Genomic DNA, 24,332 nt, shown 5'->3' on the forward strand with positions numbered 1-24,332 from the left:
TCCCGAAATATCGAAGAAACGATATCAGGGGATCCGCGGGGAATTGATTGTTCTTTTGTCCGGCGGTCGTCAGCCGATCTTCGCGGCGGCCGGGATGACGTCGGTGCCGAACTTCTCCAGCACCGCCGGGCTGTGGACGTGCGGGACCATCCCGAGCGCGACGTCGATGCCGAGGCCGTGCAGCCGCTCCAGCTCCTTCAGCAGCTCGCCGGTCTTCTCACCGCGCTCGCCGATGTCGAGGATGTGGTAGACGGTCTTGGTGATCGAGTCGTAGTCGCGGCCCTCGTTCTCGCAGTGCTGCTTGAGGACGTCGAGCTTGTGCTCCAGCTCCGGGCTGTTGAAGAGGTTGCACTGGTCGGCGTACTTGGCGACCAGCCGCAGCGTCTTCTTCTCGCCACCGCCGCCGATCATGATCGGCGGGCGCGGGTCCGACAGCGCCTGCGGCACGTTCAGCAGCCGGGACGCGTCGAAGTGCTTGCTCTTGAACGGCTCGTCACCGTCGGCCCACATCTGCAGCACGTACTGGAGGTTCTCCTCCAGCAGCTCGAACCGCTCCGCGACCGGCGGGAACGGGAAGCCGAGCCCGCGGGACTCGTCCTCGTTCCAGCCCGCGCCGATGCCGAGGATCGCGCGGCCGCCGGACAGGACGTCCAGCGTCGTGATCGCCTTGGCCAGCAGCCCGGGGTGCCGGTACAGGACGCCGGTGACGACGGTCAGCAGCTTGGCGCGCTCGGTGTGCGCGGCGATGAAGCCGAGGGTCGTGTACGCCTCGAGCATGTCGTTTTCGACGGGGCCGACCCCGCCGATCTGGAAGAAGTGGTCCATCACGGCGATGGAGTCGAAGCCCGCGTTGTCGGCGGTGCGGACGACGGCGGCCAGTTCGGCGCCCAGCGCGGACGCCCCGTTTGGCCAGGTGAAGTCGGGGATCTGCAGTCCGAGTTTCATAGTCTTCAACCGTATACCTGGAGTTACCCCAGCTGCGGGGTCAGAAATCCCGGACGAGGGAAACCCTGCCGTGCAAGGGATCCGTGACGAGCACCGTGCGCGTGCGCTCGTCGACCGCGACGTCGCCGGGGTTGACGCCCAGCGACAGCTCGCCGGTCAGCGTCCCGCTCGCGCCGTCGATCCGGCTCAGGCCGTTCTGGCCGCCGTTGGTGTACACGGTGTTCGTGCCCTGGTGCACGGCCAGCGCGGACGACTCGCTGCGCAGCAGCACGGTCTTGCGCTCGGCGTGCGTCGCCGCGTCCACAATGGACATGTGGTGGATGCCGGAGTTGGCCACGTACACCGAACCGCTCTCGGCGTGCACCGCGACGGCAGTCGGCCGCGCCCCGACCTTCACGCTGGCGACGAACTTCCCGCTGTCGATCGAGAACACCTCCAGCGAGTCCGTGCCGGTGCTGGCGCAGTAGGCCAGCTTGCGGCCGGGGTCGACGGCGATCCCGCCGAGGCTCGGCTTCGGGCCCGGCACGAGCGCGGCGAGGGTGCAGCTGACGCCGTCGAGCACGGCGAGCGTGCCGGTGCCGCCGCTGGCCGCGTAGACGCGGTTGGCCTGCTCGTCCACGGCCAGCGCGGACGCGCCGGCACCCGCGCCGATCACGCTCACCAGGTCGTGGGTGCGGCCGTCCAGCACCACGACGGTGCCGGCGGGCGGGTTCGCGACGTAGATCCGGTTGGCCTTCGGGTCGACCGCGACGTCCCCGGGGGCGCCGCCGACGCGGATCACCGCGCCGGCCGCGGCGGTGCGCGGGTCGAGGACCGTGACCGTCCCGGCCTCGGGGTCCGTGACGTATGCGAGCCCCGTGACGGGGTTCACCGCGACCGCGGTGGGCGACCCGCCGAGCTCGATCGAGCGGACGTCCTCCGCCCGCGCGACCCCGGGCAGGACCAGGGCCCCGGCACTGGCCGTGACCAGGGCTAACAGGGTCCTCCGGCCTATCGGGCGACCTCGCATCGGCGCCTCCGCTCGTGATCAACTCGCCCAGCGAGCCTAACCCGCGCGATCATCACGTGAAGGAACTTCGCGTCGCCCGATCGCGTTGTTTCCACTGGGTAACCACGGGGAATGAGCGGACGGAGGCGAGCGCGCGTGCACGGGCACCAGAACGGACTGAAGACGGCGATGCTGCTCGGTCTGCTGTCGGCGATCATCATCGCGATCAGCGGCCTGTTCGGCCGGGGCGCCCTGGTCATCGGCCTGGTCATCGCCCTCGGGATGAACGCGTTCGCGTACTTCAACTCGGACAAGCTGGCGTTGCGCGCAATGCACGCCCGGCCGGTTTCCGAGGTCGAGCAGCCCGCGATGTACCGGATCGTGCGCGAGCTCGCCCACGTCGCCCGCCAGCCGATGCCGCAGCTCTACCTGAGCCCGACCGTCGCGCCCAACGCGTTCGCGACCGGCCGCAGCCCGCGCCACGCCGCCGTCTGCTGCACGACCGGCATCCTCGACCTGCTGGACGAGCGCGAGCTGCGGGCCGTGCTCGGCCACGAGCTGTCCCACGTCTACAACCGCGACATCCTGATCTCGTGCGTCGCCGGCGCGCTGGCCAGCGTGATCAGCGTCCTCGCGAACATCGCGTTGTTCTTCGGCGGCAACAACCGCGACGGCAGCCCGCTGGTCAGCCTGATGCTGATCTTCGTCGGGCCGATCGCGGCGGCGGTCATCCGGATGGGCGTCAGCCGCTCGCGGGAGTACCAGGCCGACGCGTCCGGCGCGGAGCTGACCGGCGATCCGCTGGGCCTGGCCTCGGCGCTCCGGAAGCTGGAAGCCGGGACGCGGGCGCGGCCGCTGGTCGCCGAACCGCAGCTGGTGTCGCAGTCGCACCTGATGATCGCGAACCCGTTCCGCCCGGGTGAGGGCCTGAGCAAGCTGTTCTCGACGCACCCGCCGATCGCCGACCGCATCGCGCGCCTCGAGGAAATGGCCCGCCGCGGGTTCTGATCCCACCTGGTGGGAGCGGGAATCCGCGCTTCTCGCACGGGGTTCTCAGGGCATGGTCTCCGCAGAGCTGCACCTGGGCGTCGCGATCGACGGGGCCGGGTTCCACCCGGCCGCCTGGCGGGTATCCGCGGCCGAGCCCGCCGCGCTGTTCACCTCCGGCCACTACCTGAAGTACGCGAAGCTGGCCGAAGCCGCTTCGCTCGACTTCGTCACCCTCGACGACTCGCTGGCGCTGCAGTCCGGCGGTGAGGGAGTCGTGCGCGGCCGCCTCGACGCGCTGCTCACGCTGTCGGCCATCGCCCCGGCGACCAGCCGGATCGGCCTGGTCCCGACGGTCACCACCACGCACACCGAGCCGTTCCACCTCTCGACGTCGGTGGCGACCCTGGACTACGCGAGCCGCGGCCGCGCCGGCGTGCTCGCGGTCCCGTCCCTGACCGACGCCGAGGCCACGCACTTCGGCCGCCGTTCGGCCCCTTCGGCACAGGACGGGGAGGCCGAGACCGCCGAGGTCCTCGACGTCATCTCCCGGCTGTGGGACAGCTGGGAGGACGACGCGATCATCCGGGACGCCGCGTCCGGCCGGTTCATCGACCGCGAGAAGCTGCACTACGTCGACTTCCAGGGCCGCTTCTTCAGCGTGAAGGGCCCGTCGATCACCCCGCGCCCGCCGCAGGGCCACCCGGTGACCGCGGTCTACGGCGACTCGCCGCACGCGGTCGGGGCCGACCTGGTCATCACCCGCGCGGACCACCTCGACGCGGTCCGCGCCGCGGCCGCCCGGTTCCCCGGCGCCAAGGTCCTCGCGACGGTGTCGATCGTGCTCGCCGAGACCGAGCAGGGCGCCCGCGACCGGCAGCACGAGCTGGACGCCCTGGTCCCGTTCGAACCCCTCGGCCTGGCGTTCGTCGGCACGCCCGCCCAGCTGGCCGCCGAGCTGCCCCGCTGGGCCGCCGAGACCGGCGTCGCCGGGTTCCACCTGCGCCCCGCCGTCCTGCCCGACGACCTCGACCTGCTCGCCGGCGAAGTCGTCCCGGCGCTGCGCGCGGCCGGCGCGTTCCGGACCGGCTACCGCGGTGCGACCCTGCGCGACCACCTCGGCCTCGGCCGGGCCGTCAACGCCTACGCCGTCACCCCGGGAGCCTGAGATGACCAAGCAGATCAAGCTCGCCGCGCACTTCCCCGGCGTCAACAACACGACGGTGTGGAGCGACCCCACCTCGGGCAGCCAGATCGACTTCGCCTCCTTCGAGCACCTCGCCCGCACGGCCGAGCGCGGCAAGTTCGACTTCCTCTTCCTCGCCGAGGGCCTGCGGCTGCGTGAGCACGCGGGCAAGATCCTCGACTCCGACGTTGTCGGCCGGCCCAACACGACCACCGTGCTGGCCGCGCTGGCGGGAGTCACCACGCACCTCGGCCTGGCCGGGACGCTGTCCTCGACGTTCAACGAGCCCCACGAGGTGGCCCGCCAGGTCGCGAGCATCGACCACCTCTCCGGCGGGCGCGCGGCGTGGAACGTCGTGACGTCGCCGGACGCGTGGACCGGCCAGAACTTCCGGCGCGGCGGGTTCCTCAAGCGCGAGGACCGCTACACGCGCGCCGAGGAGTTCTTGACGACCGTGCGCGAGCTGTGGGACAGCTGGCAGCCCGGCACCCTGGTGGGCGACAAGGAAAACGGCGTCTTCGCGCGCGACCCCGGCAAGTTCGTCCACAGCGGACCCCAGTTCGACATCCACGGCGAGTTCACGCTGCCGCGGACCCCGCAGGGCCAGCCGATCGTCATCCAGGCCGGCGACTCCGACGAAGGCCGCGAGTTCGCCGCGAAGGCCGCCGACGTCATCTTCAGCCGGCACGGCACCCTCGAGGACGGCCAGGCGTTCTTCCACGACGTCAAGCGGCGGCTGGCCACGTACGGCCGCGAGTACGGCGAGCTGCTGATCATGCCGGCGGCGACGTTCGTCCTCGGCGACACCGACGCCGAAGCCGAGGAGCACGCGCGCGAGATCCGGCTCCAGCAGGTGCGGCCGGCGACCGCGATCCAGTTCCTCGAGCAGGTCTGGAGCCGCGACCTCTCGGGCTACGACGTCGACGGCCCGCTGCCCGAGATCGACCCCGATCCGGCCGCCGAGCCGCTGACCTGGGGCCGCGTCCGGCACGAGAAGGACCAGCTCGCGCTCGCGCGCAAGTGGCGGGCGCTCGCGGAGGAGAAGAAGCTCTCCATCCGCGAGCTGGTGATCGAGGCCACCGCGCGCCAGCAGTTCGTCGGCACGCCGTCGACCGTCGCTTCGACGCTCAACACCTACGTCCAGTCCGACGCGGCCGACGGGTTCGTCCTCGTGCCGCACCTGACGCCGGGCGGGCTCGACGAGTTCGTCGACAAAGTCGTCCCCCACCTGCAGGAACGCGGCGTGTTCCGGACCGAGTACGCCGGGCCGACCCTGCGCGAGCAGCTGTTCTAGACCGAAGCTCCGGCGGCCGCGGCGACTGCCTTCACGTAGTCGCCGTAGCCGGACTTCGCGAGCTTCTCGCCCAGCGCGTAGCACTCGTCGGCGTCGATGAAGCCCATCCGCAGCGCGATCTCCTCGAGGCACGCGATGCGCACGCCGGTGCGGTGTTCCAGCACCTGGACGAACTGGCCGGCTTCGAGCAGCGAGTCGTGCGTGCCGGTGTCGAGCCAGGCGAAACCGCGGCCGAGGTCGACCAGCGACGCCCGGTCCTGGCGCACGTACGTGAGGTTGACGTCGGTGATCTCGAGCTCACCGCGCGCCGACGGCTTGAGATCGCGCGCGATCTCGACGACCTGGTTGTCGTAGATGTACAGCCCGGTGATCGCCTTGTTCGAGCGCGGCTTGGCGGGCTTTTCCTCGATGGACACCAGCTTGCCGCCCGCGTCGACCTCGCCGACGCCGTAGCGCTCGGGGTCCTTCACCGGGTAGCCGAACAGGACGCAGCCGTCGAGCTCGCGCACGGCCTCCTGCAGGCGGCCGGAGAAGCCCTGGCCGTAGAAGATGTTGTCGCCGAGCACGAGCGCGACGTCGTCGTCGCCGATGAAGTCCGCGCCGATCACGAAGGCCTCGGCCAGTCCGTTCGGGCTGGGCTGCTCGGCGTAGGAGAACGAGAGGCCGAACTGGTCGCCGTTGCCGAGCAGCTTGCGGAACATCGGCAGGTCGGCGGGGGTGGAGATGACGAGGATCTCGCGGATCCCGGCCAGCATCAGCACCGAGATCGGGTAGTAGACCATCGGTTTGTCGTAGACCGGCAGCAGCTGCTTCGACACCGCCTGGGTGATCGGGTGCAGGCGTGTCCCGCTGCCTCCGGCCAGCACGATGCCCTTCATGAACTGCCTCCTCGAGTCCGACGTCGGCCCCACCCTACGGGCCGGGCGGGATCAGAAAGCCGGTCCCTTGCCGAAGTAGGCCTTGCAGCCGAGGTTGTACTCGGTGGCGATCTCGAGCACGTTCTTGCCGTCGTCGACCGGCAGCAGCGTCGAGGAGTAGTTCGGGCAGAAGTTGTTGTAGATGCCGGTGATGTGCACCGGGGCGGGCAGCTCGTACCAGTTGCCGCTGCCGAAGTTGTCGTTCGCCAGCAGCACCTGGCCGTTCTTGGGCTGCGGCTGGCCCTTCGCGTTGGTGTAGATCTGCCCGACCATGACGATCCGCACGCCGTTCGGGCCGCCGGGGAAGAGCGTGATCGTCTGCGCGTGCTGGAAGTAGTTGCCGTTCGCGGTGTCGACGCGGGTGCCGGGGTCGGTGGGGCTGCCCCAGTTGGCGCCGTCGGGGGAGATCTTGAAGTACGGGTCGCAGTAGCGGTCGCGGAAGTTGCAGATCTCGTAGGCGAAGTAGTAGCGGCCGTCGGGCAGCCTGCGGATGATCGGCATGCCGGGCCGGACCCGGTCCGGCGGGATGGCCAGGGTGAGCTGCTTGGTGCCCCAGTTCACGCCGTCGGTGGAGGCGACGCGGTTGAGGACCTGCGCGTACTTCGGTGCCTGCGTCTCGTCGGCGAAGTGGAGCCAGAGCGTGCCGCCGGCGTCGACGGTGAACTCGGGCTCCCAGATGCCGTCGATGTTGTGCGAGCGGGCGGCCTCGGACAGGAACCGCCACGAGCGGCCGCCGTCCGGGCTGGCCCAGACCTTGATCCCGACGCGCCGCTGCGCCCCGGCGTCCTGGCGGTAGGAGGCGGCCCAGAGCAGGGTGCCCGCGCGGAGCCGGCCGACCCGCTGCGGCAGTTCGTAGAGCGTGCCGCAGCACATCCCGTACCGGCCGTCGGGGTCGTGGATGGCGCCGATCTGGTGGAACGTCTCGCCCTCGTCGGTGCTCTCCATGACGGGCGTGAACTTGCCACCGGCGTCTTCGCTGGTCAGCGCGGCGATGATGTGCCCGCGGCCGAAGATCGAGTAGTCGAGCCGGACCAGGCGCGCGTAGGAGCCGAGGCCGGGCAGCAGTTGCTTGCGCTCGGCGGCGCTCGCAGGGGTCAGTGTCGCGCCGATCACGGTCAGTGACAGCACGAAGACGAGCAAGCGGCGCATCTTGACCCTCTCCACGTGGTGACCGCGCGATTACAGCACGCGTCCCGGGTCCTTCGTGGACAGTCACACGGGGCATTCCCGCGTTCGGGGGGTTTGCTGTGCGCTTTCGGGTGACCGGTGACGCGCGGCGACGGTAACGCTCCGGCAAAGGGCGCCGAAAGATCACCAGGGGGCCGGTTGGTGGCCCCGAGGGGGAACGATGAAACTCCGGCTGTCCTGCCTGTTGGCGGTGGTCCTGGTGTCCGCGTGCGCACCCGCGACGGGGTTCGGCACGATCGTCGGGGCGCCGACGCCTTCTTCGGCTGAGGTGCCCGCGCCTACGTCGTCCGCGGCCCCGGTGCCGCACGACGTGCCGACGGAGACGCACACGGGCAAGGGCGAGGGCCAGTTCGCGGTGACATGGCCGGCGGACCAGCTGGGCTTCTTCACGTTCGACTGCCCGAAGTGCGACTCGAACGTGATCATCAGCACGGACGGCGGCGAGTTCGGCCTGGTCAACGCAATCGGCAAGTACAAGGGCACAACGTGGCTCAACACGGACCCGGACCGCCCGACGAGAAAGGTGACGGTCCTGGCGAACGCGGCCTGGACGGCAACGATCGCGGACTACCGAAGCGTGCCGTCGGTAGCTGTGGGCGCACCGACGTCGGGCAAGGGCGACACGGTGTTGCGCGTACCGGAGGGGATCAGGCACGTGAAGTTCACGGCGAAGACGCGCGGCAACATCGGTCTGTGGGTGCACTCGGAAGAGGACCGCGACTTGCTGGTGAACGAGATCGGTGATGTGGACGTGGACCGCGAGGTCCGCGGGCCGGCCTATCTGCGGGTGGACGGGTATGAGGCGAGTTGGACGGTGACACCGTCCTGAAAAGCCGCGGCAGAGAACGACAGGCAAAGTGGGTGGCCCGCGGCATCCACGAACCCAAGCGCAGGACGAAAGCCCCGCCATCTCCGAGACCTGCCCGTCCGGGCGAGGACAAAGTTCTCACCAAGCCTCTGCCCTACGGCCAGCGGCTCAACCGAGGAGAGCCCGAAGCGCTGCGGCGTCGCTGGCGAGCTGCACAGGGTCGATCGGGGGTTCGTCGCGACTCTGAGGCAGGAGTGGGAACGGCCTCCCCGGAGCGGGATCCTCGACGAACCGCGGCAGAAGGTGAGTGTGGAGATGAGGGACGCTGTTCCCCAGCGTCTCGTAGTTCATCTTGAGCGGCCGGTAGAACGTGGCCAGCGCCTTCGCCACGGTCAGCGTCGCCTTCCAGTACGACTGCGCTTCGGGCTCGGTCAGCTCGAACGGCTCGACGACGTGCCGCCCGCGCCAGATGACGAGCGTGTACCCGCGCTGGATGGCGGCTCGCTGGAGCACGGCGTCCACATCCGCCGTGCTGAAGATGCGGATCCCGTAGGTGTCTTCGTCCAAGCGCTCCGACCGGCACATCTCGCAGGCCCGGCCGCTGATCTGCTCGGCCCAGTTGCCCGGCCACTCGCTCTTCATGGCTGAAGTCGACTCCGCGCTCGGTTGTACCGACGTTGTACCCACGGGCACCTGAACTCAGATACCCGCAGGTCAACGCCATAAAGTCACCGGTAATTCGTGAACTGCAACGCGATCTCGAAGTCCTTGCCCTTCAGCAACGCGATCACGTCCTGCAGCTGGTCCTTCTTCTTGCCCGAAACCCGCAGCTGATCACCCTGGATCTGAGCCTGAACCCCCTTGGGCCCCTCGTCCCGGATGAACTTGGCGATCTGCTTCGCCTTGTCCGACGCGATGCCCTGCAGGATCTTGCCGCCGATCTTGTAGATCTTGCCCGACAGGGCCGGCTCGCCTGCCTCGAACGCCTTCAACGAGATGCTGCGCTTGATCAGCTTCTCCTTGAACACCTCGACCGCGGCCAGGGCGCGTTCCTCGGTCTCGGACTCGACCGTGATCGCCTCCTCGCCGGACCAGCTGATCGTCGTGCCCGTGCCGCGGAAGTCGAAGCGGGTGCCGAGCTCCTTGCCTGCCTGGTTCAGCGCGTTGTCCACCTCCTGGCGGTCGACCTTGCTCACGACGTCGAAAGAGGGATCCGCCACGTGTCCTCACACCTCGTACTCGCTTGTCAGGGGCACCCAGCCTAGTCCCGGGTATCCCGGTTGACCCCCGCCGGGAGTGCTTGGGTAAGCTTCTTCCCGGCCGGTACGACCGGCTTGGGCGGGTTACCCGAGTGGCCAAAGGGGACTGGCTGTAAACCAGTTGGCTTACGCCTACGGGGGTTCGAATCCCTCACCCGCCACACCATCAGCCCCGGTGACCAGCAGGTCACCGGGGCTGAAGTGTGTCTAGAAGCCGGAGTTGCCCGCTCCCCGCACCAGCGTGTAGCCGCCGTCGTTGAGCAAGCCGCCTGATGTGGTTCCCGTCACCGTGGTGTGCGCGATCGATGCGCTGCCCGTCGCGTTCGTCTCGAGGCCGTACGTGCCCGCCCCCGCGATCGTCACGCGGTCGAAGCTCAGCTGCGTGATCGACTTCTGGAAGCTCAGCAGCACACCCTGGTACGTGCTGTCGGTCAGCGTCAGGTCCTCCACGACGATCGGGGCCGCGATGGGCGCCGAATCCGCGTAGATCCAGAGCCCGCCGATCGCCGAGTTCCAGTTGTGCTCGAAGCTGCCCGTCCGCACGAGCGTGTTGCGCCGGACCGACGTCGTGCCGGACAGCGGCACCGGGTTGAACCGCGTGCCGACCGTGATGCCCGAACCCGCCTCGACGTTGTCCGACACCACGTTGTCCTCGACGCGGTTACCCGACCCGCCGAAGATGCCGATGCCGTTCGCCAGCGCCGGCGACTGGACCGTGTTGAACGTGTACGCGCTGCCGGTCACGGCGCTACCTTCGGAGAACATCGCCAGCCCGTCATCGCCGGTGTTGCGGACCATGGACTGGTCGACCCGCACATTGGCCACGTTGGCGTGGATGTTGACGCCGTCCGCGAACGTGTCGCGGATTCGCAAGCCCACCACGTACAGCCCGTTCGTGCCCGAGTCGGCCCACAGCCCGACCTTCGTGTGCTCGATCCACAGGTTCTGGATCAGCGATCCGGAGCCGAAGTTCCCGTCCAAAGCGCCGTCCGAGCCGTTGTCGTCGCGGATCCGGACGTCACCGAAGATCGCGAAGTCGGCCAGTGTCACGTTGCTGCCCGTCCCGAAGAAGCCACCGCGCGGACCCGTGCCCTGGATCACCGACGACCACGGCCCGGCGCCGTAAACCTTCACGTTCGCGACATTGATCTTCGACGTGATCCGGAACCTCCCGGCCGGGATCCACACCGGCTTATTCTGCGACGCGCCCGCCGCGATGGCGGCGTTGATCGCCGACGTCGCGTCCGAGCCGTTGTCCGGCACCGCGCCGTACGACGTGATGGACAACGCACCCGCCGGTGCCGTCGCCGCGGGCGGTGCCTGCTCGGCGTCCAGCAGGTCGACGTCGTAGTACGCGGCCGTGCTCGACGCGTCCTTCTGCAGCTTCAGCACCGTGCCCGCGGGCCAGTCGCCGATCAGCGCGCGTGTCTCGTCGTAGAACCGGTGCGGGCTGCCCTGCGACGGCACGTTCGTGTACGGGTACGCCCCGTAGACCCAGCTGTAGTTCGACGTCAGGGACAGGTCGCGGATCTTCGTCCCGTTCGCGTACAGCGCCAGTGGAGCCGTCTGCCCGGCGCCGTCGGCGCTGTCCGGGATCGAGAACCGCAGGGTGACGGCGTTGGCGGGCTTGGTCAGCGTGATGCTCACCGACTGCCCGGTCGCGCCCAGTCGTACCGCCCGGCGGCCGCTCGACTCGGCCTGGACCGTGTGGAACGTCCGGTCCGCCGCGAGCACGGTCCCGGTCGTCGTCCCGGCTTCGGCCTCGTACTCGGTGTACGGCGTCGTCGCGCCCCGCGCGGCCAGCGCCGTCTCGTTCGCGACGACCACGCTGTCGACCAGCACGTCGCTGCCGGTGCCGGCCAGCTGCAGCGTGTTGACGCCCGCGCGGACCGGCACCGAGACCGTGGCCGTACGCCAGCCGGAGCCCGACGGCAACGAGACGGACCCGGCGTCACGGCCGTTCGCCGCCACGGCAAGGGTGCCCGCGCCACTGAACCGGATCGTCGCGGTGGCGGTTCCGGCGGAAGCCATCGCGAAGGTGCGCACCAGACGCGCACCCGGCGTCGCGAAGCCCGTCACATAGCCGGGTCCGGTGTAGCCCGCGGTCGCGGCGCCGACGGTCGCACCGCCGGAAAGGAACGCAGCTTCAGCCTCGCCAGGACCAGCGGGAACCGAAGCGGTCACGGTCAGGCTGTCCAGGTTCACGTTGCCGGAGTCGGTGCTGTCGAAGGCGTACGCCACCGTGTGGTCGCCCGCGGTCAGCGTCACGGACTCGGTCGCCGACGTCCAGGTGTCCCAGTTCGCCGACGCCGGTAGTGACACCTGCCGCTGCCGGACGTTGTCGACATAGAGCGAAAGCGTCATGGCCACCCCGGTGCCGTTCGCGTACCGCAGCGCGAGCGACTGCGCCCCGGCGGTGGTCACCTTGACCGCGAACGACGTCCGCGCGGCCCCCTTGTTCGCGTCGGTGTACCCGCCGACGAACCCGGTCCCGCTGTAGCCGGGATGGTCGGTCGCGACGACCGCGCCGCCCGACAGCGTCGCGTTCTCGGCCTCGAACAGCGGACCCGCTTGCCCGGTCGCGGACGGCGTCACGTCGAGGCGGTCCAGGTTGACGTTCCCGCTGTCACCCGAGCCGAAGGTGTACGACACGCTGTGCGCGCCCGCGCCGAGCGAGACGGCCACACTCGCCGAGCCCCAGCTGTCCCAGGAAGCCGTAGCGGGCAAGGAAATTTGCTGTGCCGTGGAATCCACGGTCAGGGTGAGGGTCCGGGAAGAGCCGGTGCCGTTCGCGTAGCCGAGTGCGAGGGTGTACGAACCGGCCGACGCGGCGGAGACGGCGAAGGTCGTCCGGGCGGTGCCGCGGTGGCCGTCGGTGAAACCCCCGACGAAGCCGGAACCGCTGTAGCCGGGATGGTCGGTTTCGACCGCCGCGCCGCCCGAAAGGACAGCGGATTCGGCTTCCAGCCGGGTGGTCGCGGCATGAGCCGGGACCGTGCCCAAGAGAGCGGTGAAAGCGAGCACCGCGACGGCCAGGACAGGGGATGAGCGCATCTGTTTTCTCCCAACAAAGAGAGTCAGCCCTTGACGGCTCCGCTCAAGGCGTTGCCGCGCAGGAACATCCGCTGGAACACGAGGAACAACACGACGGGGATCACCGTCGAAATAGCCAAAGCGGCGAGGAAGACGTCCAGCTCGACGAACTTCTGCAACGCCGGCAGCCGGACCGAAAGCGGCTGGACTTCCGGGTCGGGCAGCACCAGCATCGGCCACAGGAAGTCCTTCCAGGCAGCCACGATCGCGAACACCGAAACGACGCCGAGGATCGGGCGGGACATCGGCAGCACGACCGACCAGAACAGCCGCAGCGGCCCGGCGCCGTCGACCCGGGCCGCTTCGAACACCTCACGCGGGAGGTTGTCGAAAAACCGTTGCACCAGAAGGATGTTGAACGCGCTGGCGCCCGAGGGCAGCCAGACCGCCCAGAACGAGTTGATCAGCGAGAAGTCCACCATGGACAGGTAAAGCGGCACCAGCAGCACGATCGCCGGCACGAACAACGTCGTCAGGACGACTCCGGTGAGCACCCGCCGGTAGCGCGGGCGCAGCACCGACAGCGCGAACCCGGCCGTCGTCGCGACGATCAGCTGCACCAGCCACGACCCGGCGGCCACCCACACGGTGTTGAGGAAGTACTTGTCGATCTGCACGCGCGTCCACGCCGTCGAGAGGTTGGCGAAGTCGATCCCGTGCGGCCATAGGGCCAGCGGGTCGCGCAGCGTGTCCTGCGTCGGCGTGACGGCCGCCTTCGCCAGCCACAGCATCGGCCCGAGCCCGGCCAGGAACAACGCCGCGAGCAGCAAAGCGTGCAGCGTGCGGGTGGTACGCCGGACAAGTGGGCGCCGCCAGTCCGACGGCGAGAGCAGGGCGCGCGTCATGACTTGCTCCAGGAGCGGGTGAGGCGGAAGTACACCGCGGAGAACAGGCCCAGGACCAGGGCGAGCAGGACGCTCAACGCGGTCGCCGCGCCGTAGTCGCCGCCGAGGCTGTCGGCGAAGGCGTAGTTGTAGACGAGCAGCAGGATCGTGGTCGTCGAGCGCGCCGGGCCGCCGCCGGTGAACAGGAACGGCTCGAGGAACACCTGGGCCGTGCCGACGATCTGCAGGATGAACGTGATCAGCAGGACCCCGCGCAGGTGCGGCAGCGTGACGTGCCAGACCTTGCCCCAGACCGACGCGCCGTCGATCTCGGCCGCCTCGTACTGCTCGGGCGGGACGCTGGTCAGCGCGGCGAGGTAGATGATGATCGTGGCGCCGGCCGCGGCCCACGTCGCCTCCGCGACCAGCGAAAACATCGCCGTCGACGCCGACTGCAGCCACGGCGCCGGGCTGATCCCGACCGCGCCCAGCACGGTGTTGAACACCCCGTTCGGGCTCGCGTCGTAGAAGAACTTCCACAGCAGCACGGCCACCACCGGCGGGATCACCACCGGCAGGTAGGCCAGCGCGCTGTAGAGGCCCTTCGCCCGGCGGACCTCGCTCATCAGCACCGCGGCGAGCAGCGGGATCGGGTAGCCGAGCAGCAGCGCGAGCACGGCGAACCACAGCGTGTTGCCGACGGCGTTCCACAGCTGCGGATCGCCGAGCACCGCGCGGTAGTTGTCCAGCCCGACGAACACCGGGTCCGAGACGAGGTTCGTCTGCTGGAAGCTCATCACCACGGCCTGGCCGATCGGCCGCCACGAGAACAGCCCGAACACCGCCAGCATCGGCAGCAGGAACAGCACGGTGCCGAGGCCGCCGCCGCGCACCCACGTCATCGGGGTGCGCCGGCGGCGGGCCCGGGCCGGGCGGCGGGTGGGCGCCGCCGGCCGGGCCGCCGTGAGCGTCACGGCTTGTCCAGCAACGCCTGGGCCTGCGTCTGCGCGTCGGCCAGCAGGGCGGGGATGTCCGCGCCGCGGTCGGTCAGGACCTTCTGGGCCACCGGGTCGAGCAGGCCGTAGACCTGCTGGGTGGAGCGCGTCGGCTCGGGGATCAGCGGCTGGCCGAACATCTTGTCCGTGTACGGCGTCATCTGCTTCACCGGCACGTTGACGTACTGCGCGATCCAGCCCATCCGCTGGTCGTAGGTCGCCTTGTCGAACACCGGCAGCTCGGGCGAGCCGACGGCTTCACCCGAGTCGGCCGTCGTCTTCGCGTCGGCGACCGCGGCGGCCTGGTCGGCCTGCTTGCTCAGGTAGTAGAAGTCGATCCACTTCACGGCCGCGGCCTTGACGGCGTCGTTGGCCTTGGCGTTGACGCCGGCGAGGGTGCCACCGCCGAGGACACCGGCGTCCGGGCCGTCGAGCGGGAGGGCCGTGACGCCGTAGTCGTCCGCCTTGATCGCGTTCTGCGCCTTCAGCGAGCCGTAGTTGCCGCCGCCGGAGACGTACATCCCGATCCGGCCGGCGGCGAAGTCCTGGTTGATGCCGTTCCAGTCGTAGAGGAAGTTGGCGCCCATGCTGTTGTCGTCCCAGCGCATGGTGTGGATGGTCTGCAGTGCGCGGGCCATCTGCGGGGTGTTCAGCGTGGCCGTCGCCTTGTCGCCGGAGAGCTGTTCGGTGCGGCCGCCGAAGGCGTAGTCGAGCGTGGTGAGGATCCAGCCGCCGGTGTTGTCCGTGGTCAGCTGGGCGTACCCGGCCTGGCCGGTCTTCTGCGCGATCTGCTTCGCGTCCGCGCGGATCTCGTCCCAAGTGGACGGCGGCTTGTCGGGGTCGAGGCCGGCTTGCTTGAAGAGCGTCCGGTTGTAGTGCAGGGCCTGCCCGTGCGCGGCGATCGGGACGGCCCACATCTTCCCGTCGGCGGCCGAGCCGGCCTTCGCGACCTCGGGGTTGAACTTCTTCGCGTACGGGAGACCGGCGACCAGGTCACTGATGTCGGCGATCTGCCGGCGTTCGATCAGGCCGCGGCCGTCGGTGAACGGCATCGTGAGGACGTCCGGCAGCGTGCCGCCCGCCAGCTGCGCGGTGAACGTCGTCGCGTCCCACTTGAACTCCTGCGGGACCAGGTCGATCTTCGGGTTCGCGGTCTCGAACTGCGTGACCCGGGCGTTGAACGCGGCGACCGCGCCCTGGTCGAGGCCCGGTTCGATGGACACCTTCACGACGGTCTTGCCATCGGCGGTCGTGGTGTCGTCGGTGCCGGAACAGGCGGTCAGCGCGGCGGCGGCGCAGAGGCACACCGCGGCGATCTTCGAGGACTTCATCGTCACTCCTGGCGGGGTTTCAGACTCGCAGCCAGACGGCTGTGTCGGTGGGCAACTGGGAGCCGGTCAGCTCGCCGCTGGCGAGCAGGACTTCGAGGTGGGACGGCAGGTCGACGGCGGTTTCGCCGAAGTTGACCAGGCAGAGCAGGTCTTCGCCACGGCGGAAGGCGAGGACGTCGTCGCCGTCGCCGGCCGCCCAGGCGAACTCCTCACCACGCAGCGCGGGTTCGGACCGGCGCAGCGCGATCATGGTGCGGTAGAGCGTCAGCATCGACCGGGGATCACCGTCCTGCCGCTCGACCGAGTAGTCACCCCAGTTCGCGGGTTGAGGCAGCCAGGGGGTTCCGCCAAAGCCGAACGCGCTGCCGGCGTCGGACGTCCAGGGCAGCGGGACGCGGCAGCCGTCTCGGCCGGGGTCGGTGCCGCCGGAGCGGAAGTGCATCGGGTCCTGCAGGACGTCGAGCGGCAGGTCCTCGACCTCGGGCAGGCCCAGCTCGTCGCCCTGGTAGACGTACAGCGAGCCGGGCAGCGCCGCCGAGAGCAGCGCGGCCGCACGGGCCCGGCGCTGCGCTTTCGCCAGGTCCGTCGGGATGCCGAAGGCGCGGGCGACGAAGCCGAACGAGCTGTCCTCACGGCCGTAACGGGTCGCCGCGCGGGTGACGTCGTGGTTGGACAGCACCCACGTCGGCGGCGCCCCGACCGGGCCGTGGGCGTCCAAAGTGGACACGATGGCGGTGCGCAGCTCGTCGGCGTCCCACGGGCGCATCATGAAGTCGAAGTTGAACGCCGTGTGCATCTCGTCGGTGCGCAGGTAGCGGGCGAAGCGGTGCGGGTCGGCCAGCCAGACCTCGCCGACCAGGACGCGCGGCTCGGCGTAGGAGTCGGCGACCGCCCGCCAGCCGCGGTAGATGTCGTGGATCTCGTCGCGGTCGACGAACGGGTGCGCGTCCGGCGTCACCTCGTTGGGCAGCGCGGGGTCCTTGACCGGCATGGTCGCCGAGTCGATGCGGATGCCCGCGACGCCCCGGTCGAACCAGAACCGCAGCACCCGCTCGTGCTCGGCGCGGACGTCCGGGTGGTTCCAGTTGAGGTCCGGCTGCTCGGGCGCGAACAGGTGCAGGTACCAGTCGCCGGGCGTGCCGTCCGGGTCGGTGACGCGGGTCCAGGTGCCGCCGGAGAAGCTGGACTCCCAGTCTGTCGGCGGCAGCTCGCCGTGCTCGCCGCGGCCCGGCCGGAACCAGAACCGTTGCCGCTCAGGCGATCCCGGCCCGGCGGCCAGGGCGGCCTGGAACCACTCGTGCTGGTCCGAGACGTGGTTGGGGACGATGTCCACAATGGTCTTGATGCCCAGCCCGGCCGCCTCGGCGATCAGCTGCTCGGCCTCGTCGAGGGTGCCGAAAGCCGGGTCGATGACGCGGTAGTCGGCGACGTCGTACCCGCCGTCGGCCAGCGGTGAGGAGTACCAGGGCGTGAACCAGAGGGCGTCCACGCCGAGGCTCTTGAGGTGGGGCAGTCGGGCGCGGACGCCGGCGAGATCGCCGGTGCCGTCGCCGTTCCCGTCGGCGAAACTGCGCGGGTAGATCTGGTAGATGACCGCACCGCGCCACCACGGCGCCGCCTGCTCGGCGGGTGCGGTCAGCGGGTCGGTCGAGAGGTCTGTGGTCACGGGACTCCCGTTCTGGCTCAACGGTTTCCGGAGCGCGGCGAAGGGTGCGGACCGGCGTCCGCAGGGATTAGGTTTAGCGCTATACCTCGATAGACGGTAATGTCGTCCCCGGCCGGTTGTCAACGGCCGGTCCCGTAACCTGGGGCCCGGGTGAGCGAGAGGAGACCGAGGGTGCGCGTCACGCTGCGGGAGGTCGCCGAGCAGGCGGGCGTGAGCATGATGACCGTGTCGAACGTGATGAACGGCAACCGCGCGCGGGTCTCACCGAGCACCATCGAGAAGGTCCAGCGCATCGCGGACGAGCTGGGCTACGTCCCGAGCGCGTCGGCCCGCAGCCTCGCGACGAAGGCGTCCCGGCTGGTCGGCCTGCTGGTGCCGGCCGCCGACGAGGACAGCCTGATGATCAGCCCGCACACCATGGCGATCGTCGGCCTGATCGAGCGTGAGCTGCGCAAGTACGGCTACCACCTGCTGCTGCGCGGGGTCGCCCACCCGGACGAGGTCGCCGAGGCGCTGCGCTCGTGGAGCCTCGACGGCGCGATCCTGCTGGGCTTCCTCGACGAAGAGGTCGGCAAGCTGACCAAGAAGACCATCGGCGCGGTCCACGTCGTCGCGATCGACAGCTACTCGGCGAATCGCCTCACGACGGGCACGCGTTCCGACGACTTCGCGGGCGCTCGGCTCGCGGCGCGGCACCTGCTGGACCTCGGCCACCGTCGGATCCTGTTCGCCGGCCCGGCGTTCAGCGGCGTCGGTGTGGTCCACGAACGCTTCGAGGGTTTCGGGCAGGCGTTCGCGGACGCCGGGATCCCGCACCCTGACTTGGTCGAGACGGTCAACACGACGTACGCGGAAGGCCACGAGCTGGGGCTGGTCCTGCGGGAGCGCCACAACCTGACGGCGGTGTTCGCGACGGCGGACATCCTCGCGGTCGGCATCGTCCACGGCCTGACCGAGGCGGGCGCGCGAGTCCCGGAGGACGTCTCGGTGGTCGGCTTCGACGACCTCGACCTGTGCAACTACGTGACGCCGAAGCTGACGACGGTCGCCCAGGACATCGCGCGCAAGGCATCGACGGCGGTCTCGATCCTGATGGACTCGATCGAGAAGGGCGAACGCCCGAAGAAGCCGGTGACGATCGACGTCTCGCTCGTCGAGCGCGAGTCGACCGCCCCGGTCCGGACATAGGAAACGGCCGGTTTCCCTTGGGGGAGAGGGAAACCGGCCGTTCAGGTGGCGGCGTTCGGGGCTACGCCGCCTGGGAAACCGGCGTCGAAGCCGGGGTCAGAGCGAGGTCGAGGACCTCGCGCACGTTTGCCACCGCGTGGACGTCCAGCTGGGACAGCACCTCGGCCGGGACGTCGTCCAGGTCCGGCTCGTTGCGCTGCGGGATGATCACCGTCTTCATCCCGGCCCGGTGGGCCGCCAGCAGCTTCTGCTTGACGCCGCCGATCGGGAGGACGCGTCCGGTCAGGGACACCTCGCCGGTCATCGCGACGTCCGCCTTGACCACGCGGCCCGAGAGCAGCGAGGCCAGGGCCGTCGTCATCGTGACGCCGGCCGACGGGCCGTCCTTGGGCACCGCGCCCGCGGGGACGTGGACGTGGATGCCGCGGTTCTTCAGGTCACCGACCGGAAGTTCCAGCTCCGCGCCGTGCGACCGCAGGTAGGACAGCGCGATCTGGACGGACTCCTTCATCACGTCGCCGAGCTGGCCGGTCAGCTGCAGCCCGGACGCGCCGGACTCCTGGTCCGCCAGCGACGCCTCGATGTAGAGGACGTCACCGCCGGCCCCGGTCACCGCCAGGCCCGTCGCCACACCCGGGGTCGCGGTCCGCTGGGTCGACGCGGGCAGCGACGACTCCGGCAGGTGACGCGGCCGGCCGAGGTACTTCTCCAGGTCGGTGTCGTCCACGGTCAGCGGCAGGGCGGCCTCGTCCAGCGCCACCTTCGTCGCGATCTTGCGCAGCACCTTCGCGATCGTGCGGTTCGCGGCGCGCACGCCCGCCTCGCGGGTGTACTCGGCGGCGATCCGGCTGAACGCGGCGTCGGTCAGGGTCACGTCGGACGCGCCCAGGCCGGCTCGCTCCAGCTCGCGGGGGAGCAGGTGGTCGCGGGCGATGGTGACCTTCTCGTGCTCGGTGTAGCCGTCCAGCGTGACGAGCTCCATGCGGTCCAGCAGCGGGCCGGGGATGGTCTCGAGCGCGTTGGCCGTCGCCAGGAACACGACGTCGGACAGGTCCAGCTCGACCTCGAGGTAGTGGTCGCGGAACGTGTGGTTCTGCTCCGGGTCCAGCACTTCGAGCAGCGCCGCGGTCGGGTCGCCGCGGTAGTCGGCGCCGACCTTGTCGATCTCGTCGAGCAGCACGACCGGGTTCATCGAGCCGGCTTCCTTGATGGCGCGGACGATCCGGCCGGGCAGCGCGCCGACGTAGGTGCGGCGGTGGCCGCGGATCTCCGCCTCGTCGCGGATGCCGCCGAGGGCGACGCGGACGAACTTGCGGCCCATGGCCTTCGCGACGGACTCACCCAGCGACGTCTTGCCGACCCCGGGAGGGCCCGCGAGGGCGAGCACGGCACCGGACCGGCGTCCGCCGACCGGGCCGAGACCCGATTCCGCGCGGCGCTTGCGCACGGCCAAGTACTCGATGATGCGTTCCTTGACGTCGTCCAGGCCCGCGTGGTCCGCGTCGAGCACGGCGCGCGCGGCGGCGATGTCGTAGCTGTCCTCGGTGCGCTCGTTCCAGGGCAGCTCCAGGACGGTGTCGAGCCAGGTGCGGATCCAGCCGCCCTCGGGGGACTGCTCGGACGTGCGGTCCAGCTTGTCCACCTCGGCCAGCGCGGCCTTCTTCACGGCGTCGGGCAGCTCGGCGCCTTCGACGCGGGCGCGGTAGTCGTCGTCCTGCGCGGTGCCGTCGAGCTCGCCGAGCTCCTTGCGGATGGCCTCGAGCTGGCGGCGCAGCAGGAACTCCTTCTGCTGCTTCTCCATGCCCTCGGAGACGTCCTTGCGGATCGTTTCGGTGACCTCGAGCTCGGCCAGGTGCTCCTTGCTCCACTCGAGCGCCTTCTCCAGGCGCGCGCTGACGTCGAGCGTGGTCAGCAGCTCGACCTTCTGGTCGGTGTCGAGGTACGGCGCGTTGCCGGACAGGTCGGCGATCGCGGAGCCGTCCTCGACCTGCTGGACGGCGTCGATCAGCTGCCAGCCGCCGCGCTGCTGGAGGATGGAGATGACGACGGCCTTGTACTCGGCCGCGAGCTGCGCGGTCCGGTCGTCGGTGGTCTCGGTGGCGTCCTCGGCGTGCACCCAGCGGGCGGCGCCGGGACCGTCGGCCATCCGGCCGACGAGCGCGCGGGTCGTGCCGCGCAGCAGCACGGCGGCTTTGCCACCGGGCACGCGCCCGATGCGCTCGACCGTGGCGACGGTGCCGTACTCGGCGTACTCACCGTGGACACGCGGGACGATCAGGACCTCGGCCTTGGTGGTGCCGGCGGTCGACCGGATGCCGGGGAAGGAAGCCTGACTGGGCGTGTTGGCCTGGGCGGACTCCACCGCGGCCCGCGTCTCGGTGTCGGTGAGGTCGAGCGGGACGACCATGCCCGGCAGCACGACGTCGTCATCGAGCGGGAGCACGGGCAGGAGGCGGGTGTCGGACATGTGCACTCCTCGGGTAGTTGAGTCTGCCTAGCTCAACTCTCCGATGGGTGTGTTTGTTTCCGAGAGTGCGTTCGCCCACAGCGATCAGTGAATGCGCAGGTCAGAGGCTTGCGCGTGGATCACGGGCGGTTTCCGGTCAGTGGACTGGTCTGCCCGCCGGAGGTCGTAGGCGGGAGATGGACGCGGTCGGCCGCGCTTGCCGGCGCGCGCGAGCCGGCCGTCCGGAGTCGAATTCCCCGTCCGGCGTCGGGGCGGCAGGGCCGGTGAGGGGCAGCGTGGGAAGGCTCGCTCGCCCATCGGTCAGAGGCTTGGCCGCCGCGCGACCGCGCACCAGGCGAAGGGGCGCGTCTCCAGGTCGATGACGTTCGGGGGCTCGTCGGGACGCCAGTCCGGCAACGATGTCATCCCCGGCGGAAGCAACGGCCAGCCGCCGAACCAGGGGAGCAGTTCCTCGGCCGAGCGTAGCCACGCGGGGTTCGACGTGTCGCGGTAGGCGTCGATGAATCGTTTCACCTCCGCGGCACGCGCCGGTGGGGCGTCGTCGCGGCACGTGCCGTGCGTCAGCGCCAGCCAGCTGCCCGGCGCGAGCTTCGACCGGTACGTCGCCAGCAGGCCCTCGGGGTCGTCGGACGGCCCGACGAAGTGCATCACCGTGATCATCAGCAGGCACACCGGCCGGGACCAGTCGATCAACGACGTCGTCACGTCGTCGGCGAAAATCGCGGCAGGCCGCCGGATGTCCCGCTCGACCAGGCCCGCCCAGCCCGTCGCGCCTTCCTTCTCCAGGATCAGCCGCGAATGCGCGGCCGCGACCGGCTCGTAGTCGACGTAGACGACCGACACGCGTTCGCCGGCGGGCAGCCGGTCGCGGACGATCTCGTGCACGTTGCCCGCGGTCGGCACGCCGGAGCCGAGGTCGACGAACTGGCGGACACCGGCGTCCATCGCCGCCGAGACCACCCGGTTCATGAACGCCCGGTTCTGCCGCGAGATCGGCCGGATCAGCGGCCACACCTTCTCCACGCGCCTGCCGAACTCGCGGTCGACCGCCCAGTGGTGGTCGCCGCCCAGGTACCAGTCGTAGACGCGGGCCGCGGACGGCTTGTCGGTGTCCACCCCGGCCGGGGCGATGGGGGCTCCTTCGCTCATGCGCCGGGTTTCTCCGCGATGCCGCACCACGCGTACGGGCGGGCTTCCGCCTCCAGCGCGTTGAGCTTCCGGTCGGGCCGCCAGTCCGGCAGGTGCACGATGCCCGGCTCGAGCAGGGGCCAATCACCGAACAACGGCTCGATCTCCTCGCGGTCGCGCAGCCACACCGGGTTGCTCGTCTTGCGGTACTGCTCGACGAACCAGCGCAGCCCGGCCAGGGTCTCGCCGGTTCCGTCACCCTCGCTCATCTGCGAGATCGCCAGCCAGCTCCCGGGCGCGAGCTTGTCCCGGTAGGCCTTCAGCAGGCCGATCGGGTCGTCGTCCGGGCCGACGAAGTGCAGCACCGCCATCATCATCAGGCAGACGGGCTTCGAGAAGTCGATCAGCCGCTTCGTCTCTTCGGCGCGCAGCACGGCCTTCGCGTCCCGCATGTCGGCCTGGACGATGCCCGCCCAGTCCGTCGCCGCCTCCTCTTCGAGGATCAGCGTCGCGTGCGCGACCGCCACCGGCTCGTAGTCGACGTACACGACCGTCGCGTCGTGGTCCTCGGGCAGCTCGGCCTCGACGACCTCGTGCACGTTCCCGGCCGTCGGGACCCCGGAGCCGAGGTCGACGAACTGCCGGATCCCGGCCCGCAGCGCCGCCCGCACCGCGCGGTTCATGAACTCGCGGTTCTGCTTCGACCCGGGGCGCACCAGCGGCCACTGCTGCTCCATGCGCCTGCCGAACTCGCGGTCCACGGCCCAGTTCTGCGTACCGCCCAGGTACCAGTCGTAGATCCGGGCCGCGGACGGCTTCTCGGTGTCGACGCCCTCGGGTGCTCTCGGCGCGGAATCTCGCTGATCGGTCACGTCCGGCTCCCCTCACTGCTCCGGGAGCCAGCCTATAAGGACTGACGACCAGGGGTAATCCGCCAGTCGTTCACCGAACGGCCGGGCGACGCTGCCAGTACGTCCAGAGCGGGCGGTACCCCTGCGCGTACCAGAACGGCGTCGACAGCGGGTTCGCCGCGGCGTGGTGCAGGAGGACGACGTCGGCGCCCTCCTCGTCGAGGACGTGGTGGGCGTGGGTGGCCAGCGCGGTACCGACACCGGACGACCGCGCCTCCTTCGCGACGGCCAGCGACGACAGGTAGCCGACGCGGTCCGCGGCGACGCGGTCGCTGATCCAGCCGGTCTCGCCCGGGTGCTGGACGTTCACCATGCCGAGCGGGCGGCCGTACAGCTCCGCGATCCACACCGCGGGCTCCGGCCGGTTCAGCTTCTCGGCCAGGTCCTTGGACAGGATGTCCTCGACGCCCTCGCGCCAGTTCACCGTGCCGTACTGCGCGTCGTAGGAGTGCAGCTCCATGCCGAGCGCGACGGCGGTCTCGAGGTCGCCGGGCTCGCCGCGGCGGATCTTGACGCCGGGGGTGCCGAGCGGCGTCGCCGGGACCATCCGCTCGGACGGGCGGACCGCGATCACCCGCAGCGGGGCGAACCCGTGGTGCAGCATTTCCCGCGCGCCCGCGCCGTCACGGCTGGCGCGCGGCACGACCGCCGCGGTCTCGGTGTCGCCGCGCTCGGCGACCGCGCGCAGATGTTCATCCCATCGGGTGAGGAGGGCGTCGAGGACGGCCGCGGGCTGCGGGCCGGCGAGCTGGAGGTCGAGGCGGTGCTCGGTCAGCGCCCGCCACGGCGCGTTGGGGGCGTCGTGGTCCACCTGGATGCGCGAGGCGAGGCCGGACGCGGCCGAGTCGGGCGTCGCCACTTCCAGCACCACGGCGCTTTCGGCCGCTTCGAAGGGGAGAGAACCGGGGAGCAGGGGATCCACCGCCGCGAGCCGGGCCGCGTGTTCGGTGGCAATCACGTCGCTGTGCATGGGCACATTGAAGCGCTACCCGGACTGGCGTGCGCACGGAACCACCCCTGGTTCCGAATCCAGAACTTTCACCCCTTGGTCCACGCAGGTCAGCGCCATCGAGGCATTGTTAACCCTGGGGTGATCTCCTACTGTCTCGAAAGGGACGCGGGTACGCCCTACGGGGTACGGTATGGCCCTTGTCCAC

General features: G+C 70.1%; 20 protein-coding genes and 1 tRNA gene. 6 read left to right on the plus strand and 15 right to left on the minus strand.

Annotation, left to right across the window (positions count from 1 at the left end):
- Window positions 1–69: 69 nt before the first annotated feature.
- Window positions 70–945 carry a TIGR03560 family F420-dependent LLM class oxidoreductase gene (locus QSK39_RS35705; RefSeq protein WP_285482267.1) on the minus strand — a complete coding sequence of 292 codons (876 nt, stop codon included), beginning with the start codon at window positions 943–945 and terminating at the stop codon, window positions 70–72.
- Window positions 946–985: 40 nt separating this feature from the next.
- Window positions 986–1,954: a YncE family protein gene (locus QSK39_RS35710; RefSeq protein WP_285482268.1), complete on the minus strand. Its 969-nt coding sequence runs from the start codon at window positions 1,952–1,954 to the stop codon at window positions 986–988.
- A gap of 135 nt (window positions 1,955–2,089) precedes the next feature.
- Between QSK39_RS35710 and htpX the strand changes: the two genes are divergently transcribed.
- Genes htpX through QSK39_RS35725 form a run of 3 tightly spaced genes read left to right on the plus strand, consistent with a single transcriptional unit; the run spans window position 2,090 to window position 5,400 of the window.
- Window positions 2,090–2,941: a zinc metalloprotease HtpX gene (htpX, locus tag QSK39_RS35715; RefSeq protein WP_285482844.1), complete on the plus strand. Its 852-nt coding sequence runs from the start codon at window positions 2,090–2,092 to the stop codon at window positions 2,939–2,941.
- A 52-nt stretch (window positions 2,942–2,993) separates the two neighbouring features.
- Complete coding sequence (locus QSK39_RS35720; protein WP_285482269.1) at window positions 2,994–4,088, plus strand: LLM class flavin-dependent oxidoreductase; 1,095 nt, start codon at window positions 2,994–2,996, stop codon at window positions 4,086–4,088.
- Window position 4,089: 1 nt separating this feature from the next.
- Window positions 4,090–5,400 carry an NtaA/DmoA family FMN-dependent monooxygenase gene (locus QSK39_RS35725; protein WP_285482270.1) on the plus strand — a complete coding sequence of 437 codons (1,311 nt, stop codon included), beginning with the start codon at window positions 4,090–4,092 and terminating at the stop codon, window positions 5,398–5,400.
- Here the strand turns inward: QSK39_RS35725 and rfbA are convergent.
- Together rfbA and QSK39_RS35735 are read right to left on the minus strand one after the other, a co-directional pair.
- Entirely contained in the window at window positions 5,397–6,278 is an 882-nt protein-coding gene (rfbA, locus tag QSK39_RS35730) for a glucose-1-phosphate thymidylyltransferase RfbA (protein ID WP_285482271.1), read from the minus strand. The genes QSK39_RS35725 and rfbA overlap by 4 nt on opposite strands.
- 51 nt (window positions 6,279–6,329) lie before the next feature.
- Window positions 6,330–7,466: a sialidase family protein gene (locus tag QSK39_RS35735; protein ID WP_285482272.1), complete on the minus strand. Its 1,137-nt coding sequence runs from the start codon at window positions 7,464–7,466 to the stop codon at window positions 6,330–6,332.
- A 199-nt stretch (window positions 7,467–7,665) separates the two neighbouring features.
- Between QSK39_RS35735 and QSK39_RS35740 the strand changes: the two genes are divergently transcribed.
- Window positions 7,666–8,334 carry a hypothetical protein gene (locus QSK39_RS35740; RefSeq protein ID WP_285482273.1) on the plus strand — a complete coding sequence of 223 codons (669 nt, stop codon included), beginning with the start codon at window positions 7,666–7,668 and terminating at the stop codon, window positions 8,332–8,334.
- Between the two features lie 147 nt (window positions 8,335–8,481).
- On the opposite strand, the gene QSK39_RS35745 is transcribed toward QSK39_RS35740, so the two are convergent.
- Both QSK39_RS35745 and QSK39_RS35750 read right to left on the minus strand, forming a co-directional pair.
- Window positions 8,482–8,955: an HIT family protein gene (locus tag QSK39_RS35745; RefSeq protein WP_285482274.1), complete on the minus strand. Its 474-nt coding sequence runs from the start codon at window positions 8,953–8,955 to the stop codon at window positions 8,482–8,484.
- Between the two features lie 86 nt (window positions 8,956–9,041).
- Complete coding sequence (locus tag QSK39_RS35750) at window positions 9,042–9,533, minus strand: YajQ family cyclic di-GMP-binding protein (RefSeq protein WP_285482275.1); 492 nt, start codon at window positions 9,531–9,533, stop codon at window positions 9,042–9,044.
- A gap of 117 nt (window positions 9,534–9,650) precedes the next feature.
- Here QSK39_RS35750 and QSK39_RS35755 point away from each other — a divergent pair.
- Window positions 9,651–9,733: transfer RNA gene (locus QSK39_RS35755), tRNA-Tyr, on the plus strand.
- 46 nt (window positions 9,734–9,779) lie between these two features.
- Here the strand turns inward: QSK39_RS35755 and QSK39_RS35760 are convergent.
- Genes QSK39_RS35760 through QSK39_RS35780 form a run of 5 tightly spaced genes read right to left on the minus strand, consistent with a single transcriptional unit; the run spans window position 9,780 to window position 17,481 of the window.
- Complete coding sequence (locus QSK39_RS35760; protein WP_285482276.1) at window positions 9,780–12,626, minus strand: CBM35 domain-containing protein; 2,847 nt, start codon at window positions 12,624–12,626, stop codon at window positions 9,780–9,782.
- A gap of 23 nt (window positions 12,627–12,649) precedes the next feature.
- Window positions 12,650–13,510 carry a carbohydrate ABC transporter permease gene (locus QSK39_RS35765; RefSeq protein WP_285482277.1) on the minus strand — a complete coding sequence of 287 codons (861 nt, stop codon included), beginning with the start codon at window positions 13,508–13,510 and terminating at the stop codon, window positions 12,650–12,652.
- Window positions 13,507–14,463, minus strand: coding sequence for a carbohydrate ABC transporter permease (locus QSK39_RS35770; protein WP_285482278.1), 957 nt, complete (start codon window positions 14,461–14,463; stop codon window positions 13,507–13,509). Before QSK39_RS35770 ends, QSK39_RS35765 begins: the two co-directional genes overlap by 4 nt.
- Complete coding sequence (locus tag QSK39_RS35775; RefSeq protein WP_285482279.1) at window positions 14,460–15,815, minus strand: ABC transporter substrate-binding protein; 1,356 nt, start codon at window positions 15,813–15,815, stop codon at window positions 14,460–14,462. The genes QSK39_RS35770 and QSK39_RS35775 overlap by 4 nt, the downstream gene beginning before the upstream one ends.
- 19 nt (window positions 15,816–15,834) lie before the next feature.
- Entirely contained in the window at window positions 15,835–17,481 is a 1,647-nt protein-coding gene (locus QSK39_RS35780; RefSeq protein WP_285482280.1) for a glycoside hydrolase family 13 protein, read from the minus strand.
- A gap of 171 nt (window positions 17,482–17,652) precedes the next feature.
- Here QSK39_RS35780 and QSK39_RS35785 point away from each other — a divergent pair, with 171 nt between their 5' ends.
- Window positions 17,653–18,669: a LacI family DNA-binding transcriptional regulator gene (locus QSK39_RS35785; protein WP_353051105.1), complete on the plus strand. Its 1,017-nt coding sequence runs from the start codon at window positions 17,653–17,655 to the stop codon at window positions 18,667–18,669.
- A 61-nt stretch (window positions 18,670–18,730) separates the two neighbouring features.
- Here QSK39_RS35785 and lon read toward each other — a convergent pair whose 3' ends face one another.
- The 4 genes from lon to QSK39_RS35805 all read right to left on the minus strand — a co-directional run bounded on the left by lon (window position 18,731) and on the right by QSK39_RS35805 (window position 24,145).
- Window positions 18,731–21,136 (minus strand): endopeptidase La, encoded by a 2,406-nt coding sequence (gene lon, locus QSK39_RS35790; RefSeq protein WP_285482282.1) that lies wholly within the window; start codon window positions 21,134–21,136, stop codon window positions 18,731–18,733.
- A 300-nt stretch (window positions 21,137–21,436) separates the two neighbouring features.
- Window positions 21,437–22,285: an SAM-dependent methyltransferase gene (locus QSK39_RS35795; RefSeq protein WP_285482284.1), complete on the minus strand. Its 849-nt coding sequence runs from the start codon at window positions 22,283–22,285 to the stop codon at window positions 21,437–21,439.
- The gene (locus QSK39_RS35800; RefSeq protein WP_285482285.1) at window positions 22,282–23,136 is read right to left on the minus strand and encodes an SAM-dependent methyltransferase; all 855 of its coding nucleotides are present in this window, start codon (window positions 23,134–23,136) and stop codon (window positions 22,282–22,284) included. The genes QSK39_RS35795 and QSK39_RS35800 overlap by 4 nt, the downstream gene beginning before the upstream one ends.
- 70 nt (window positions 23,137–23,206) lie before the next feature.
- Entirely contained in the window at window positions 23,207–24,145 is a 939-nt protein-coding gene (locus QSK39_RS35805) for a GNAT family N-acetyltransferase (protein WP_285482286.1), read from the minus strand.
- Window positions 24,146–24,332 lie beyond the last annotated feature (187 nt).

It is taken from the genome of Amycolatopsis sp. NBRC 101858 (assembly GCF_030269325.1).
GTDB classification, from domain to species: Bacteria; Actinomycetota; Actinomycetes; order Mycobacteriales; family Pseudonocardiaceae; genus Amycolatopsis; species Amycolatopsis ponsaeliensis.

Bases quoted from the DNA above. Each gene is read 5' to 3' on its own strand.
- QSK39_RS35705 (WP_285482267.1), bottom strand. From the start codon at position 945: ATGAAACTCGGACTGCAGATCCCCGACTTCACCTGGCCAAACGGGGCG.
- QSK39_RS35710 (WP_285482268.1), bottom strand. From the start codon at position 1,954: ATGCGAGGTCGCCCGATAGGCCGGAGGACCCTGTTAGCCCTGGTCACG.
- QSK39_RS35720 (WP_285482269.1), top strand. From the start codon at position 2,994: ATGGTCTCCGCAGAGCTGCACCTGGGCGTCGCGATCGACGGGGCCGGG.
- QSK39_RS35725 (WP_285482270.1), top strand. From the start codon at position 4,090: ATGACCAAGCAGATCAAGCTCGCCGCGCACTTCCCCGGCGTCAACAAC.
- rfbA (WP_285482271.1), bottom strand. From the start codon at position 6,278: ATGAAGGGCATCGTGCTGGCCGGAGGCAGCGGGACACGCCTGCACCCG.
- QSK39_RS35735 (WP_285482272.1), bottom strand. From the start codon at position 7,466: ATGCGCCGCTTGCTCGTCTTCGTGCTGTCACTGACCGTGATCGGCGCG.
- QSK39_RS35740 (WP_285482273.1), top strand. From the start codon at position 7,666: ATGAAACTCCGGCTGTCCTGCCTGTTGGCGGTGGTCCTGGTGTCCGCG.
- QSK39_RS35745 (WP_285482274.1), bottom strand. From the start codon at position 8,955: ATGAAGAGCGAGTGGCCGGGCAACTGGGCCGAGCAGATCAGCGGCCGG.
- QSK39_RS35760 (WP_285482276.1), bottom strand. From the start codon at position 12,626: ATGCGCTCATCCCCTGTCCTGGCCGTCGCGGTGCTCGCTTTCACCGCT.
- QSK39_RS35765 (WP_285482277.1), bottom strand. From the start codon at position 13,510: ATGACGCGCGCCCTGCTCTCGCCGTCGGACTGGCGGCGCCCACTTGTC.
- QSK39_RS35775 (WP_285482279.1), bottom strand. From the start codon at position 15,815: ATGAAGTCCTCGAAGATCGCCGCGGTGTGCCTCTGCGCCGCCGCCGCG.
- lon (WP_285482282.1), bottom strand. From the start codon at position 21,136: ATGTCCGACACCCGCCTCCTGCCCGTGCTCCCGCTCGATGACGACGTC.
- QSK39_RS35795 (WP_285482284.1), bottom strand. From the start codon at position 22,285: ATGAGCGAAGGAGCCCCCATCGCCCCGGCCGGGGTGGACACCGACAAG.
- QSK39_RS35805 (WP_285482286.1), bottom strand. From the start codon at position 24,145: ATGCACAGCGACGTGATTGCCACCGAACACGCGGCCCGGCTCGCGGCG.